Below are 16,292 nucleotides of genomic sequence, written 5' to 3'. Positions count from 1 at the left end.
TCAAGTTTAGAATTTTATCATCATGCCCACCGTGGGTAAAAGCGTTCCCCCGATGCCGGGGATTTGGCGCAACACATAGCGGTTGGGATTGGAAGGGTCGGTCATGGGTCGGCCTTGTGTATCAAGGTTGGAGTAGAGAGGCTCGACCGGATTGTTCGCCTTGTAGGCGTTTTGCACATCAAAATAAAGGTTCAACACCCATTTGCGGAAATAAAATTCTTTATCGACACGTACATCAAGCTGATGAGCCGACGCCAAACGAAGGGAGTTGAAACGCGAATAGTCCAAATAAGCCTTATTGCGAATGTTCCAAGCCTCTTTTTGAGACGAAAGCGCATAGTCGATTGGACTGTAAGGTGCGCCACCCAGCCAGCGCCAACGCGCAGACACCGTCCAATAGCGAGGCAGTTTCCAACTTGCCAAAACATTGAGGATATGCCCCGTGTCCCACGAAGAGGGCTGATACTGCCCTGCCAGATTGGTAAACTCACTGCGGAAGAGGGTATAAGTGGCTGAGCAGGTGAGGCCTTGTGGCAGATTGAGGCGTACCACGGCTTCTGCACCATAAGCCCTACCCAAGCCAGAGGAAGCAACCGCCTCATCGCCCAGTGCCGTAAATTCGGCTCCCTTACTGGCCAAACTCACCCCTTCCGAAAGGGAGATGGGATAGTTTTCGTAGTTTTTGTAAAAGGCTTCGACCACCAGCGACAGCCCATCGGTGGGACGATGGCTTACCCCTACCACCCAGTGATTGGCCATAATATACTTCAGCGTATTTCGATTGGCATAACTTCCTGCGGCGTTTTTATAACCTAACGAGGTGTAGGAAGGCAGTTTGGCATAGCGCCCCACGTTGGCGCTCACATCCGTTTTATCATCCAGCGCATAAGTCAGCGATGCACGGGGCGAAATTTGAGACAAGGGGTTGCGCATAGCGGCGTTGTAAGTGTTTCCCAAAACACTCAAACCGAGCGAAAATTTCAGCCGACTGTCCCACCACTCCTTAGAAGCCTGCGCAAAAGCAGAATAGGCAAGGAGGTCGATGCTGCTGTCGTAATTGTCGGTGGTGGGCACACCCGCCACGATACGGCGACGCTCCGTGCGGTTGGAGTAGTGAGCGTGTTGAATACCCGCCCCCAGATTGAGTTTGAAAGGCAAGCCCCAAAAAATGCGCTCAAAACGCAGTTTGTTTTCCGACTCCTGCGATTGGTAATCAAAGAGCTTGGGTTGGGTGGGTTGGTTGCCGATGTATTTATTACTCCCATTGTCCAACATGTTTCGGCTCAACACCCAGCGATCGGTGTGCTTAGCCCCCAACACCTTATAGACCGCACCTATCGTGTAGTGCCATTGGTCGTAAGTGGGCAGAAAGTTCAGCAAAAAGCGGCGTCCTTCGTTGGCATCGGCATCCAAATCTGTGTTCAACCGCATCTTGTCCAGCGAAGCCAAAGCAATGATAGAAAGATTGCGTCGGTCGCTGATACGATAGTCGTATTTAAATTGGAAATCGTTGTAAGTAGGCAGGAAGGGGAGATCCAGCCACTTGAAGAGCATTTGCAAGTAGGATTGACGCACCGAAGCAATAAAGGTGGAACGCGAATTGAGAGGGCCGTTGAGTGTCAAAGAAGCATCGGAAGCCCCCAAGGAGATTTTCGTATGCACACGGTCACGGCTTCCCTCCTTCAGGCGAATATCCAGCACTGAACTCAGTGCATTGGGACGATTGGCGGGAAAAGCGCCCGAATAGAAATCGACGGCACTCACCAAGTCGGGATTGAGAATCCCCACAGCACCACCGGCCGAACCTTGTGTTGAGAAATGGTTGATGACGGGCAGTTCGATGCCGTCTAAATAGAAGACATTTTCTGCCGGACCACCTCCTCTCACCAAGAGGTCGTTGCGATTGGCGGCCGTAGAAGCGACACCGGGCAAAGTCTGCACGAGTTTTGAAACGTCGCGGTTCACGCCCGCACTCTTCTCAATCTGCTGCACTTCGAGCGTGCGCACCGAGAGAGGGCTTTCGGCGCGAGTTTCCTGCACGTTGGGTTTCACTACCGCCTCCGTGAGCAACACATCGCTTTCCTCCATCTCGACGTCGAAGAAGGTGGTTTCATGACCGAGCACTTGAAGTTCCAACGTGTGCTTTTTCTCAAAGCCCAACAAACTCAGTGTGAGGTGGTAGAAACCGGGGGCCACCTGCCGGAGTGCATAGTGACCGGCAGAGTCCGTCAGCACCGCCCCAGGACGGCCTTCCAGTTGTACGAGCACCCCCACCAGAGGTGCATGGTTGCGCACATTCATCACCCTTCCTTCGACCGCCCCCTGTTGTGCCGTCAAGGGAAGCCCCACCAGCAACAGGGCGAATAAAAACAGAGAACGTAAAAGTTGCATTTTGAAAATCTACTTATCTTTTTAGATGAGCGGAATACCTAATTCACGACAGCGGGAGCGCATTTCGTCCGGCCAGATAGAAGCCTGAATTTCGCCAATATGTGCCTTTTGCAGGTAGTACATGCAGAGGCGACTTTGGCCGATGCCCCCACCCACACTGAGGGGCAGCGTCCCATTGAGCAGACGCTGGTGGAAATAGAGTTGCTGTCGGTCGTCCTTGCCGCTCTCTCTGAGTTGGCGCAACAGCGCTTCACGGTCGACGCGGATGCCCATAGAGGAGAGTTCAAACGCCCGTCCCAGCACAGCGTTCCAAACCAGCAAATCGCCATTAAGACCCGGCCAAGGCAGTGAAGAGGGCGAAGAGTAGTCGTCGTAGTCGGGCGCACGCAGGTCGTGCGGCTTTCCATCCCCCAGCGGTCCACCGATACCGATGATGAAGACCGCCCCGAGTTCTTCGGCAATCGCATTCTCACGCTCTTTCGACGAGAGGGAGGGATAGCGCTGGCGCAGTTCCTCGGCATGGAGGAAGGTGAGGCGTTCCGGCAGTTGTGGGTGCAACTGTGGGAAACGTTCGCAGACAAGATATTCCGTGCGGAGCATGGCTTCGTAGATGCAGCGTACCACTTTTTTGAGGAAATCGATGGTGCGGTCGGCGGGAGCTATCACACGTTCCCAGTCCCACTGATCGACGTAGAGCGAGTGGAGATTACCCAACTCCTCATCGGCACGAATGGCGTTCATGTCGGTGTAAATGCCGTAGCCTTCCGCCACCGCATATTCGGCCAAAGTGAGGCGCTTCCATTTCGCGAGCGAATGCACCACCTCTGCTCGGGCATCTCCTAAGTCCTTGATGGGGAAGGTGACGGCACGCTCTGTGCCGCTCAGGTCGTCGTTGAGTCCCAAACCACGGCGCACGAAGAGGGGTGCAGTGACGCGGCGCAGACGCAGGCCGGTGGAAAGGTTGTCGGCAAAAAACTCTTTGATGACCTTAATGCCTTGTTCCGTTTCGGCAGCGTTGAGGAGGGGCTTGTAGTGAGGAGGTTCTATTAGGTAGCTCATGGGATTAGGGTATTAACGTTCAACTTACAAGCACTTGTCTTGCATTTTCATCCTTTTGCTTGCAAATCGTTCTTATTCTTGTGACAAAAGTAACACTTTTATCCCTTTCGACCAATTATTTCCAGCAATTTGTTTGCTTGTAAGCAAAGAGGCCGCATCCATCGAGTGGAGGATGCGGCCTCTTTGAGAGGAGTAAAGCGAGATTATTCTTCTACCGACCAATCGGCCTTGCTCATGCGCACGTAGCTTTGGTAGCGACGTTTAGCATTTTCTTCGCAGGCCTGGAAGAGTTCGCCGGCTTGTTCGGGGAACTGCTTTTTGAGGGCTTGGAAGCGCACTTCGCCGGTGAGGAAGTCTTGGAAGTCTTCCCACTTTGGAGCTTTCGAGTCGAGCAGGAAGGGATTCTTGCCTTCGGCTTCGAGGGCGGGATTGTAGCGCCAGAGGTGCCAGTATCCGCACTTCACAGCCAGCTCTTCTTCACGCTGCGACTTGCCCATGCCGGCCTTCAAGCCGTGAGCGATACAGGGCGAGTAGGCGATGATGAGCGAAGGACCGGGATAGGCTTCGGCCTCACGGATGGCTTTGAGCGTCTGGTTGTGGTCGGCGCCCATGGCAATTTGTGCCACGTAAACGTAACCATAAGAAGTAGCAATCATACCCATATCCTTCTTGCGGATGCGCTTACCGGATGCGGCAAACTTGGCCACGGCTCCGACGGGCGTCGCTTTGGACGACTGACCACCCGTGTTGGAGTACACTTCGGTGTCGAGAACGAGGATATTGACATCTTCGCCCGATGCGATGACGTGGTCGAGACCACCATAACCGATGTCATAAGCGGCACCGTCACCACCGATGATCCACTGGCTGCGTTTGGTGAGGAAGTGAGCCAGTTCGCTGAGTTGTGCGCAAACGGGGCATCCTTCGGCCTTACCGGCTTCGATGAGGGGCTTGAGTTTCTGAGCAGCCGCCTTAGAGGCAGTGGCATTCTCACGACCTTCCACCCATTCTTGTGCGGCCGCCTTGAAGTCTTCGCTCACATGCTCGGACGCCATGCTCTGTTCGAGGAGGCGCTGGATGCGGTCGCGCATTTTCTTGTTGGCGAGTGTCATACCCAAACCAAACTCGCAGAAGTCCTCAAAGAGGGAGTTCGCCCAAGCCGGACCGTGGCCTTCGGCATTGGTGGTGTAAGGCGTAGAGGGGATAGAACCGGAGTAGATCGACGAGCAACCCGTAGCGTTGGCCACCAGTTCGCGATCGCCGAAGAGTTGGCTGACGAGTTTGACGTAAGGCGTTTCGCCGCAACCTGCACAAGCACCGGAGAACTCAAAGAGAGGCGTTGCAAACTGCGTGTTCTTGGGGTTGCTCGTTGTGTCGAGAAGATTTTGCTTGCTCTTCACGTTCTTCACGAGATATTCCCAGTTGGCCACCTCGGACAACTCTTGTTCAAGCCCTACCATGCCGAGTGCCTTGCCGCCTGCGCGAGGATTGCCGGGGCAGACATCCACACAGTTGCTGCAACCGGTGCAGTCAAGTACACTCACCTGAATACGGAAATTCATACCCTTGAACTGGGCAGGAGCCTTCATTTCGAGCGTACTGGCATCGAAGCCTGTCTTCTCTTCCTCATCAAGCACGAAGGGACGGATACAAGCGTGCGGACAAACGTAGGCGCACTTGTTGCACTGGATGCAATTCTCCGGCGTCCAAGTGGGTACGAAGGCCGAAACACCGCGCTTTTCGTAAGCTGCCGTACCCTGAGGCCAAGTACCATCTTCGAGACCCTTGTAGGCACTCACGGGGAGGTCGTTGCCCACCTGCGCATTGATCACCTTCACCATGTCGGTGATGAAAGCAGGCGCATCGCTCTGCTTTTGGTCGTCGTCAGTGAGGTTGGCCCAAGCTGCATCGACCGCCACTTCCTGATATTCGCCACCGCGATCCACGGCAGCATAGTTCTTGTCGACGATGTCTTGTCCCTTCTTGCTGTACGACTTCACGATGAAGTGCTTCATCTCTTCCACGGCCTTCTCTACAGGGATAACGCCCGTGATGCGGAAGAAGGCACTTTGGAGGATGGTGTTGGTGCGGTTGCCGAGCCCGATTTCTTGAGCAATCTTGGTGGCGTTGATGGTGTAGAACTTGATGTTCTTCTGCGCCAAGATGCGCTTGATTTTGTTGGGCATGTTGCGCACGAGGTCGTCGCCCTCCCAGATGGTGTTGAGCAGGAACGTACCATTCTGCTGAATGCCGCGCAGCACGTCGTACATGCGCATGTAGCTCTGCACGTGGCACGCCACAAAGTTGGGCGTGGTCACCAAGTAGGTAGAGCGGATGGGGTGATCGCCGAAGCGGAGGTGCGAGCAGGTGAAACCGCCCGACTTCTTCGAGTCGTACGAGAAGTAAGCTTGGCAATACTTGTCGGTTGTTTCACCGATGATTTTGATGGAGTTCTTGTTGGCACCCACCGTACCGTCGGCACCGAGACCGTAGAACTTGGCTTGGAACATGCCGTCGCCACCGAGGGCCACTTCTTCCTTCTGAGGCAGAGAGGTGAAGGTCACGTCGTCGACGATACCCACGGTGAAGTGGTTCTTGGGTTCGGGGAGTTGGAGGTTTTCGTAAACCGCCATCATCTGTGCGGGGGTGGTGTCGTTTGAGCCGAGACCATAGCGACCGCCCACGATGAGAGGAGCGTCCTCCGTGCCGTAGAAGGCTTCCTTCACGTCAAGGTAGAGGGGTTCGCCGTTGGCACCGGGTTCTTTCGTGCGGTCAAGCACAGCGATGCGCTTTGCCGTCTTGGGCACAGCGGCCAAAAGGTGCTTCACCGAGAAGGGGCGGTAGAGGTGTACGCACACCAAACCTACCTTTTCGCCCTTTTCGCGGAGGTAGTCGATGGCTTCGCGTGTGGCTTCGGCAGCCGAACCCATGAGGATGATGACGCGGTCGGCTTCGGGATCTCCGTAGTAGTTGAAGAGGCCGTATTGACGACCGGTGAGCTTGGAGATTTCGGCCATGTATTCTTCCACCACTTCAGGCACCGACTGGTAGAAGGGGTTGGAGGCTTCGCGGTGGGCAAAGAAAGTTTCGGGGTTTTCGGCCATACCACGAGCCACAGGATGCTCGGGGCTGAGGGCGCGTGCGCGGAATTCGCTGAGCGCTTCCTGATCCACGAGGGGCTTGAGGTCTTCGATGTCGAGGCTTTCGATCTTCTGGATTTCGTGTGAAGTGCGGAAACCATCGAAGAAGCTCACAAAAGGCACGCGCGTCTTGATGGCAGCCAAGTGAGCCACACCGGCCAAATCCATCACTTCCTGCACCGAGCCTTCCGACAGCATGGCAAATCCCGTTTGGCGGGCTGACATCACGTCTTGGTGGTCGCCGAAGATGCTCAAAGCATGCGAGGCGATGGTACGTGCCGAAACGTGGAACACGCAGGGGAGGAATTCACCTGCGATCTTATACATATTGGGGATCATGAGGAGCAGACCCTGAGAAGCCGTAAAGGTCGAAGTGAGGGCACCGGCCTGGAGCGAACCATGCACGGCACCGGCAGCGCCACCTTCACTCTGCATTTCCTGCACGAGTACGGTTTCGCCAAACATATTTTTGCGACCTTGAGCCGCCCAGTCGTCCACGTATTCTGCCATGGTCGACGAAGGAGTGATGGGGTAGATAGCCGCCACTTCGCTAAACATGTAAGCGATGTGTGCAGCCGCCTGGTTACCATCACAAGTAATGAATTTTTTAGCCATAATACTTTCTTGGATTATGATTGTTATGTTTGATTGTTCTGTTCTCCATAGTGTTGGGAAAAACATCCTCGACACTGTGAAGCAAGGTCGTGGATTGGCGAGAGCAGACACCACAACAAGCAGAGCCCACAGTCGGAAATCTCGCGAAAGAAAAAATGAAGCCCACAGCTCACACGGCGCGGTGCTGCGCGATGGGCCATTAGCACCTGCAAAGATAACCTTTTCTTTTTTATATGCAAAACAGACTTAACAAAAAGTTTTTCCTCCTCCTACTTTTTCGCTGTTTTTTATCAAATTCTCGCTTCCGACCTATCGCCACTCCTCAAATAGTGAACAGCAGTTCGCAAAATGTATCTTTAAACCATTGCAAACCGCCCTTTGCTCATTCACCCACTTTCGCCTCCGTTCACTGCCCGCTTGTCTTCGCTCTTTCCGATGCCTACTCTCTTTCCAGCGGCCTCTCCCGCCTCGCGCGCGTATACTCTACAATAGTGTGCGACATTTGCCTTCAATCCTTCACCTCCTCTGTAACGCACAGTATTTCAGAGGGTTTCGGGTGAAGGCAAAATGTTTTTACTCCTTCACCTAAAGGCATCTTCGCCACGTTTTTCGGCATCGCGGTGAAGGCAGTGAAGGCAAAAAACACGACTTAACTATGTACGCGCGCGTGCGCGAGAAAAATAACGAGTGCGCAAAAAAACGAAGTGAAAGAAATGGCGACCACCGGCAGAAGAAATTCGGCAGGGGACTATTCCATCATCAAAAAAACTGCTCCACTATCAAAAATCGAAAAATTCCCTCCTCCTTCGTTTTTTTCTCCTATGCAGTTCTTCCTATCTCAGAGATAGTTTTTTCTACCTCTGAGGTAGATTTTTCTGTCTCTGAGCTTTTTTCGGCTGTCGTTGTTGGTGGGCATATATCAGCAACACTGTCGGTTTCCGATATTCACCCCCTCCAGAGACGCTCCCTTCGGCGTCGAGCCGTCCGTAGGTTCGTCGTCGCCCTCGTCTACGGCTAATCAGATGCTCTCCTCGGGATGGGTATGTGTGGTGGAACATAATGACAGCCACTATACCGAATTTCATAGGGGGTAATCCCTGTTTTAATGGAAGAGGGTCTCGGACTCTGTTTAGCAAATCAGAAAAATAAAATAACTCCGCTATCTATTTGGTAGGTAGCGGGTTTTTGTTTATCTTTGCATCGTGGGAGATACATAACCATTGAAAGCAGGAGATATCCTGCAGAACCCGAGGCCATAGTTTTAATTACTGTGGCCTCCTGTATATTCTGGTCTTAATCTTTGTTTTAATGGAAGATGGTCTCGGACAGTATTTTTCCGTATTTCACTAATATTCTGATAGTTAACACGTAAAAGATTTTTTTGAATTTTGCTCAAGAAAATGCGCATTTTGCTATTCGAGACTGAAACCAATGTATCGGTAATACACGCTACAAAGATGGCGAAAGAGGAGAACTAAAACAAGTTTTGAGCAGAAAATGCTTGAAACCAAGCATAAAGTACAGCACGAGAACCGCAGAAAAAGGAGAAGCTCTCAAAAACTCCATTTTCTGCACCGCCGGTTCGTCCGTTTCGACAGAAAGCATTATCTTTGTAGTCAAGACAGAGCGCCTTCGGGGCGATGGCGTCGGACGTGGAGGAGCCGTCCACGAAATAAAGTTTATCAGTCCAACCCTGCAAAAGCAGTAGGGCGGTGCTCCTTTAATGAATTCAACCCTCTTTACATGAAAACCCTTCTTTCTCTACCCCCCAATGTGGTGGAACAATTTCACGCCGTCAGCGGCAAACCCAGTCAAGATTACTTCTGCACGTCCGACCCTGTGGGGCATAAATTGGGTAGCGGCGGAGGAACGACATGGTTGCTCGAAGCCGCACAACAGGCAGACGGTGATACCGATTTTTCCACGTGGCTTACTCGTGAAAAACGCATCCTCCTCCATGCCGGTGGACAGAGCCGCCGCCTGCCGGCCTATGCTGCTTGCGGAAAAGTGCTGTTGCCGGTGCCCGTGTTCCGCTGGGCACGGGGGCAGAAAATCGACCAAACCCTGCTTGACCTGCAAATGCCCCTCTATGAGCGCATTATGGCCGAAGCCCCAGCATCGCTCCGCACACTCGTGGCGAGCGGCGATGTCTACATCCGATCGACCGAACGCTTACAGCCTATTCCCGAAGCCGATGTGGTGTGTTATGGCCTGTGGGTTGACCCTGCTTTGGCCAAAAACCACGGCGTGTTTCTCATCGACCGCCGGCACCCCGACCGTTTGGACTTTATGTTGCAGAAACCCAGCGTTGAAGATTTGTCGCGCCTGACGGCATCGCACCTTTCGCTGATGGATATCGGTATCTGGTTGCTCAGCGATCGCGCGGTGGAACTGCTGCGCAAGCGTTCCTTTGGTGAAGATGGCGAACGGGTGGCTTACGACCTCTACTCCGAATTTGGTTGCGCACTGGGCGAACACCCCACGCGGGACGATGCGGAATTGAGCACCTTGTCGGTGGCGGTGTTGCCGTTGCCGGGAGGGGAGTTTTACCATTTCGGCACGACGCCCGAAATGATCAGTTCGACGGCGGCTTTGCAGAATGTGGTGAAAGACCAGCGTCTTATCATTCAGCAAAATGTGAAGAAACACCCCGCGCTCTTCACCCAAAACGCACGGGTGGATGTGGAACTGACGCACGACAACCGCAACCTTTGGATAGAAAATGCGCATATTGCTGCGGGGTGGACGCTGACGGAAAATAATGTGGTGACGGGTGTGCCGGTCAATGACGCACAGGTGCAGCTCGCTCCGGGTCAGTGTGTAGATGTCGAAGCCTATGGCGAACGGCAGTTTGTGCTACGCCCCTATGGCTTTCACGATGCTTTCCGCGGCGATGTTCGGGCGGAAGCCACCACTTTCTTGGGGCGTTCGCTGCCGGAATGGTTGTCGGCCCACCAACTCACAGTGGAGGACGTGTTGCCCACCGCCCACAACGGAACGACCGATGTGCAAAGCGCCTTGCTCTTCCCCATCTGCGACACCCTCGACGAACTTTTCACACTGCTCAACTGGATGCTGGCCGATGCGCCCACGGACGACCACAGCGCATTGTGGCGCAGCAAGGTGCGACTGAGTGCCGATGGCATTGCGAACGAAGCCAATTTGCTCCGACAGGCCGAGCAGCGCAGTGCTTTTCTGGCAGAAAATCTGCCGCACATTGCCGACAACTACCGCAAGAGCGTGTTCTACCAAATCGATTTGAAAGATGCAGCGCAGAAGTATGTAGACCATCATTTGGAACTGCCGCAAACCTTAGGCGGCTCAACGAGTGCGCTCCACGAAATCCGCGATGCGATGTTCCGCTCGCAGGTGAAGCGCCTGCGGGGAGAGGACGGCAGTGGCGAAGAGGCGCGCGCTTTCTCCCTGCTCCAAGAGGGCTTGACGGCCACCGCGCGAGCCTATCCGCAGTCGCCGCGCCTTGATGTGTGCAGCGACCAAATCGTGTGGGGACGTTCGGCAGTGCGCATCGATGTGGCGGGCGGATGGACGGACACTCCGCCTTACTGTCTGAATGCCGGCGGAAACGTGGTGAATTTTTCGATAGAACTGAACGGGCAGCAGCCGTTGCAGGTGTATGTGAAACCTACGCAGGAACTCAAAATCGTTTGCCGCAGCATTGACCTTGGTGCAATGGAAATCATCGAAACCTACGAGCAGTTGGCACAATTCAACCGTGTGGGGTCGCCCTTCTCCATTCCAAAGGCAGCATTGGCACTCTGCGGTTTTCTTCCGATGTTTTCAGCCGAACCTCATGCCACCCTCCGCGACCAACTGGCGGCTTTCGGCGGCGGTATCGAACTGACGCTTTTGGCGGCCATTCCTGCCGGTTCGGGACTAGGAACGAGCAGTATTTTAGCGGCTACAGTGCTCGGTGCGCTTTCCGACTTCTGCGGTTTGGGATGGGACAAAACCACCGTGGGCAACCGCACCCTCATTCTCGAACAACTGCTCACCACCGGCGGCGGTTGGCAAGACCAGTTTGGCGGCATTCTCCATGGAGTGAAACTCCTACAAACGTCCTCCGGTTTTGACCAAACACCCGTGGCACGCTGGTTGCCCGACACCATTTTCTGCGCACCCGAACACCGTCCCTGCCACCTGCTCTACTACACCGGACTGACGCGTACGGCGAAGAACATTTTGGCCGAAATCGTTCGGGGGATGTTCCTCAACAGCGCACGCCATTTGGCACTGCTCGACGAGATGAAGCACCATGCCGTGGAGATGTTCGATGTGCTGCAACGGGGCGACCTCACCCAATACGGCCACCTCGTCCGCAAAACTTGGCAGCAGAACAAAGCCCTCGACAGCGGTACGGAACCGGCAGCGGTGGCGCAACTCTGTGCCCGCATCGACGACCTCTGCTCCGGCTACAAACTGCCCGGTGCCGGCGGAGGTGGCTACCTTTATATGGTGGCGAAAGATGCCGAAGCTGCAGCGCGCATCAAGGCGTTGCTCAACGAACAGCCACTCACGCCCTCATCGCGCTTTGTCGATATGACCCTCTCCCACCAAGGGCTGCAAGTGAGCCGAAGTTAGCCGTTGCGCTATCCCTCGTGCCGCTGCCACGGCGGTGCTCCACGCGGCGGTAAAATTGAAACCGCCCGTCACTCCGTCAATATCGAGAACTTCTCCCGCGAAGAACAATCCCTCGGCCGACTTGCTCTCCAACGTGCGCGCATCGACACTGCTCAGCGAAACTCCGCCGCAGGTGACGAACTCCTCCTTGTAGGTGCCGCGCCCCACGATGGAGTAGCTGTCGGCCGTGAGCACATTGGCCAAACGATTGATGCCCTTGCGCCCCACTTCGCCCCACGGCCGGTCGGGCGAAAGACCGGCACGCTGCAGCAGATAGTGCCACAAGCGCGCTTGAAGGTCGGCATAACGCACGTTGCCCAACTGCCGCTGAAGATGGGCTTGTTGGAGCCTTTGCAACTGCGCCGCCACTTCTTCGGTGTTCGTCGTGCCGCTCCACGAGATGAGGAGCGGAGCTTGATAGTTGCAGTCGAAGAGATGGCGTGCCGCTTGCGAAGAGAGTTTGAGGATGGCAGGGCCGCTCAGTCCCCAGTGGGTGATGAGCAAAGGGCCTTCGCCGCGAAAGCGCGTTCCGGCAATGGCAGTCTGTGCGCCTTCCACGACAATACCCATAAGGGCTGTGAGGTCGGGCTGATGGAGGCGGAAGGTGAAAAGCGAAGGGCAGGGTGTCGCCAGTTCGTGTCCCAATGCGCGCAAATTATCGTGTCCCTCTCCATGTGGTGCTCCGCCCGTGGTGAGGGATACGGCGTTAAACACTTCCTGCCGTGCCTCACCCCTTTCCGTGAAATGCACTCGCCACGCATCGCCCACGCGCTCCAACTCGGTCATCGGCACCTGCGTGCGCACCTCCACCCCAAGGCGCTGTGCCTGTCGGGTGAGGCAGAGAATGATGCTGTCGGAACTTTGCGAACGGGGAAATACGCACTCGTCCTCCTGGGTGACGAGCGGGACGCCATGCGCTTCAAACCACGCATAAGCATCGGCCGGAGAAAAGGCGCGAAACAAGCGTTTGAGCAATTTCGCTCCGCGGGGGTAGACCTGCACCAAATCGGTGACGCTGGCAAAGGAGTTGGTTACATTGCAGCGTCCGCCACCGCTCACCTTGACTTTGGCAAGCACCCGTTGTGCGCGTTCAAAAATCACCACGTGGGCGGTGGGAAGCAGTTCTTTGAGATGGATGGCGAGAAAGAAGCCAGCAGCTCCTCCGCCAATAATGGCCACTTTGGTCATGGGGATATGAGATTTAGGGAAGTCGAAGAAAAAGACGGCGTGCGAAGGGATACTTTGCACGCCGTTTCATAAAAGAGGTTATACCAAGTATTTCGCAAAAGAGTGAAGATGTTGCTCTTCGCCGACCAACCAAAGGGTGGCGTGGCGCTCAATGACTTGCCGAGCTGTAGCGATGGCAATGTTGCCGTCTTCGTCCTCAAAGCCCACCAACATGCAATGAAAGCGGTCGCGGATGCCGCTCTCGGCTACGCTCAGCCCTACCAAGTTGCAGGCCGAAGGGATACGGAAACGACGTAGACGGAGGGTGTGATCGGCACCATCGGCCGAGGGAAGCACATTGACTTCGCGCTGCATCCGTTGGGTAAATGCTTCGAGGCTTTGGTCGTCGGCAATCACCTCAAGCACATCGCCGGGGTAGATGCGGTTATAGCCTGCGGGGGTGTTGATGCGTTGTTCTTGTCGCAAGATGGCCGCTACCAAGATACCGTCGCGCTGGGTGAAATCGAGTTCCATCAGCGAACGGCCGCCCCAACGAGAGCAGGTGGGGACGACGAGGCGGGCAAAGTGCACATCGCGCGCGGCTAAGCGGCCGACATAGGCTGTATCGCTGTTGCGGCGACGTTCGGCCACCTCACGCTGACGAAGGTTGTGAATGAACTTACGCTCCATACGGATGCTGTAGTATTTGACCCGACGCAGACGTATGAAGAGCAATACTACGACCATGGCCGCTAAAATATGGTAGTACCAGCGAAAGGGAGAGAGAAATTCGAGCACATAGACCACTACGGCTGTGGCTATGGCGAAACGTACCCCGCCCAACAACCACAACAGCAGCCGCCCTTGACGTTTCCGTGCAATGAATTTGGCCATAGCAGTGTGATTCTTACGCATCACGATGGGGCGCAGAAAGAGTCCGAGCAGCATCAGCGTGAGCACACCGGTGAGGATATTACCCGGCCAGTGGGTCAGCAGTTGGCGGGAAATGGGGAGGATGGAGGAGAAGGCAATGGCAATGGTGGCAATGCTCAATACGAGAAAAACCCCCGTTTGCACAATCACCGCACGAAGATAGCGCATCCAAGCCGTGAGAGGAGTGAGGCTTTGCTCCAAATCGCGGTTTTCCTCAGAGCGCAGATTGTCTTCACGCTCCCGCACCAGTCGACGGACAGACCGAGGCAGTCCGCGTTCAAGGAGCGCATAAGTGGGTTCGGCCGCTTTTATCATGTAGGGCGTAAGGAAAGTGGTGATAATGCTCACTGCCACCACAACAGGGTAGAGGAAACTGCTCGTTACTCCCAATGATACGCCCAGCGCGGCGATGATAAACGCAAATTCACCGATCTGTGCCAACGAGAAACCGCAGCGCATCGCCACGCGCAAGGGGTGGCCGGCCACGAGAAAAGCACCACTGCCCAGAACGGATTGCCCCAAAAGGATGGCTATGGTGATTGCGGCAATGGCAGGGCCGTATTCAATCAACACCTTGGGGTCGACCAGCATACCCACCGATACGAAGAAGATGGCGCCAAACAGGTCTTTTACCGGAGCTACCACACGCTCTATACTCTCGGCTTCGACCGTTTCGGCCAAAATACTTCCCATCATAAAGGCACCGAACGCTGCGGAATAGCCGGCTTTATCGGCCAATACCACCAGCAGAAAACACAGACCGATAGCCACGATAAGCAGCGTTTCGCCGTTCATCAGCGGACGGGTCTTTTTGAGCATCCAAGGGATGAGATAGATGCCCACGACAAACCACAACACCAAGAAGAAGCCTAAGGATAAAAGGCTGGTCACAAGTGCCGCTCCTTGAAATTGCTGAGAGGCAGCGGTAGCCGAAAGAATGACCATGAGTAAGATGCCCAAAATGTCTTCAAGGATGAGCACCGAAAGCACTTCGCCGGCAAACTTGCGCTGACGCAACCCCAGTTCGTCAAACGCTTTGTAGATAATCGTGGTCGACGACATCGCCAGCATACCGCCTAAAAACAAACAGTCGGTGCTGCTCCAGCCGAACGACCAACCCACGGCATTGCCCACTCCAATCATACTTCCCATCACCAAGCAGGCTGCTAAAATGGGACGAAGCCCCATCTTGACGATTTTTTTCATAGAAAACTCCAACCCAAGAGTAAACATGAGGAAGATGACGCCGATGTTGCTCCAAGTTTCAATCGAACTGAGGTCGCGCACTGTGGGTACCAGCGAGAAATGAGGGCCGGCCAAGAAACCGGCCACGATATAGCCCAACACCAAAGGTTGATGCAGACGTTTGAAGAGCAACGTGACAGCACCTGCTACAATGAGGATGAGGGCAAGGTCGGAAATGAGATGGGGAAGGGCGTGCATAGGCGTCGATTTGAAAAGGTAAGTCTTGCTGATGGGAGTCTGCTCACCGAAGCGTGGTGAGGAGGAGATTAGCGCATGCCGCGTGCTTTATAGATGCGATCTTTGGCTTCGCCGAGCTCTTGAAACTTTCGTTCGGCGGCGCGGCGGATGTCTTCTCCCAGTGTGGCCACGCGGTCGGGGTGATGCTTGAGAGCCAGGCGCTTGTAAGCTTTCCGTACCTCTTCATCAGAGGCCGTGGGGGCTACTTCCAGCACTTTGTAGGCGGCATCGAGGGTGTTCCCACCCAGATTGAGCAGCGAGTCCACTTCGTCAGGCGTCATGCCCAGACCGGCCGACACCCGGCGTAAAGCCGCGAGCTCGCTCGCGGCCATCTGCCCGTCGGCTTTGGCGATTTCGACCAAGAAGGCGAGGAGCTGCAAGCGCTGTTCGTAAGAGAGCGACAAGGCCATTTGTCGGCAGCTGTCGGCCACATAGCGTTCGTAGAGATTGGGGGCGTTGTGTTTGCGCAAATCAAACAGGCGGTGCAGGATTTCTTCGCCTTCGCGCTCGCCCTCCGCTCCGAAATTGGCGCGCAGGAAGCGGCGCACGGTTTCCATCTCGCTGTGCATGATACGCCCATCGGCCTGCACGATGTAGGCCGCCAGCACCAGAAGCGAAAAGAGGAAACCGCTGCGTTGCTCGGCCTCTGAATAGTGGCGTTGCTCGGCCTCGGCCTCCCACGCATTATCGTTGTCGGGCGAAAGTTCCGCCCCGGAAAACATTTGTTCGGCAAAGTGTCCCAGCACCGCACCGGCCAAAGCCCCCAAAGGGCCGAAAGCAAAGAAGCCGACTGCGCCGCCTAACCAAGTTCCTAAACTCATAATGATGCTTTATGTTTGGGTGATTATTGATATTTCGAGATGTATT

8 protein-coding genes are annotated in these 16,292 nt (G+C 54.9%); 2 read left to right on the top strand and 6 right to left on the bottom strand.

Going from position 1 to position 16,292, the window contains the following annotated elements:
* Positions 1–6: 6 nt before the first annotated feature.
* The 3 genes from H8527_RS07410 to nifJ form a co-directional block, all read right to left on the bottom strand.
* Positions 7–2,391, bottom strand: coding sequence for a TonB-dependent receptor domain-containing protein (locus H8527_RS07410; protein WP_187546975.1), 2,385 nt, complete (start codon positions 2,389–2,391; stop codon positions 7–9).
* Between the two features lie 21 nt (positions 2,392–2,412).
* The gene (asnA, locus tag H8527_RS07405; RefSeq protein ID WP_187546973.1) at positions 2,413–3,450 is read right to left on the bottom strand and encodes an aspartate--ammonia ligase; all 1,038 of its coding nucleotides are present in this window, start codon (positions 3,448–3,450) and stop codon (positions 2,413–2,415) included.
* A 203-nt stretch (positions 3,451–3,653) separates the two neighbouring features.
* Positions 3,654–7,205 carry a pyruvate:ferredoxin (flavodoxin) oxidoreductase gene (nifJ, locus tag H8527_RS07400; RefSeq protein ID WP_187546972.1) on the bottom strand — a complete coding sequence of 1,184 codons (3,552 nt, stop codon included), beginning with the start codon at positions 7,203–7,205 and terminating at the stop codon, positions 3,654–3,656.
* 1,501 nt (positions 7,206–8,706) lie between these two features.
* Between nifJ and H8527_RS09745 the strand changes: the two genes are divergently transcribed.
* Positions 8,707–8,913: a hypothetical protein gene (locus H8527_RS09745; protein WP_222935131.1), complete on the top strand. Its 207-nt coding sequence runs from the start codon at positions 8,707–8,709 to the stop codon at positions 8,911–8,913.
* Between the two features lie 35 nt (positions 8,914–8,948).
* Positions 8,949–11,804, top strand: a complete 2,856-nt coding sequence (locus H8527_RS07395; RefSeq protein WP_187546971.1) for a bifunctional fucokinase/fucose-1-phosphate guanylyltransferase — start codon at positions 8,949–8,951, stop codon at positions 11,802–11,804.
* Here the strand turns inward: H8527_RS07395 and H8527_RS07390 are convergent.
* The 3 genes from H8527_RS07390 to H8527_RS07380 all read right to left on the bottom strand — a co-directional run bounded on the left by H8527_RS07390 (position 11,745) and on the right by H8527_RS07380 (position 16,246).
* A complete protein-coding gene (locus tag H8527_RS07390; RefSeq protein WP_187546970.1) occupies positions 11,745–13,031 on the bottom strand; it encodes an NAD(P)/FAD-dependent oxidoreductase in 1,287 nt (428 codons plus the stop codon). The two genes, H8527_RS07395 and H8527_RS07390, sit on opposite strands and share 60 nt — an antisense overlap.
* A gap of 78 nt (positions 13,032–13,109) precedes the next feature.
* The gene (locus tag H8527_RS07385; protein WP_187546968.1) at positions 13,110–15,386 is read right to left on the bottom strand and encodes a cation:proton antiporter; all 2,277 of its coding nucleotides are present in this window, start codon (positions 15,384–15,386) and stop codon (positions 13,110–13,112) included.
* Positions 15,387–15,454: 68 nt separating this feature from the next.
* A complete protein-coding gene (locus H8527_RS07380; protein WP_187546966.1) occupies positions 15,455–16,246 on the bottom strand; it encodes a TerB family tellurite resistance protein in 792 nt (263 codons plus the stop codon).
* Between the last annotated feature and the right edge of the window lie 46 nt (positions 16,247–16,292).

The sequence above is a fragment of the Alloprevotella sp. Lung230 genome (assembly GCF_014385435.1).
In the GTDB taxonomy this organism is placed as follows: domain Bacteria; phylum Bacteroidota; class Bacteroidia; order Bacteroidales; family Bacteroidaceae; genus Alloprevotella.
This window is presented reverse-complemented; position numbering and strand designations above follow the sequence as displayed.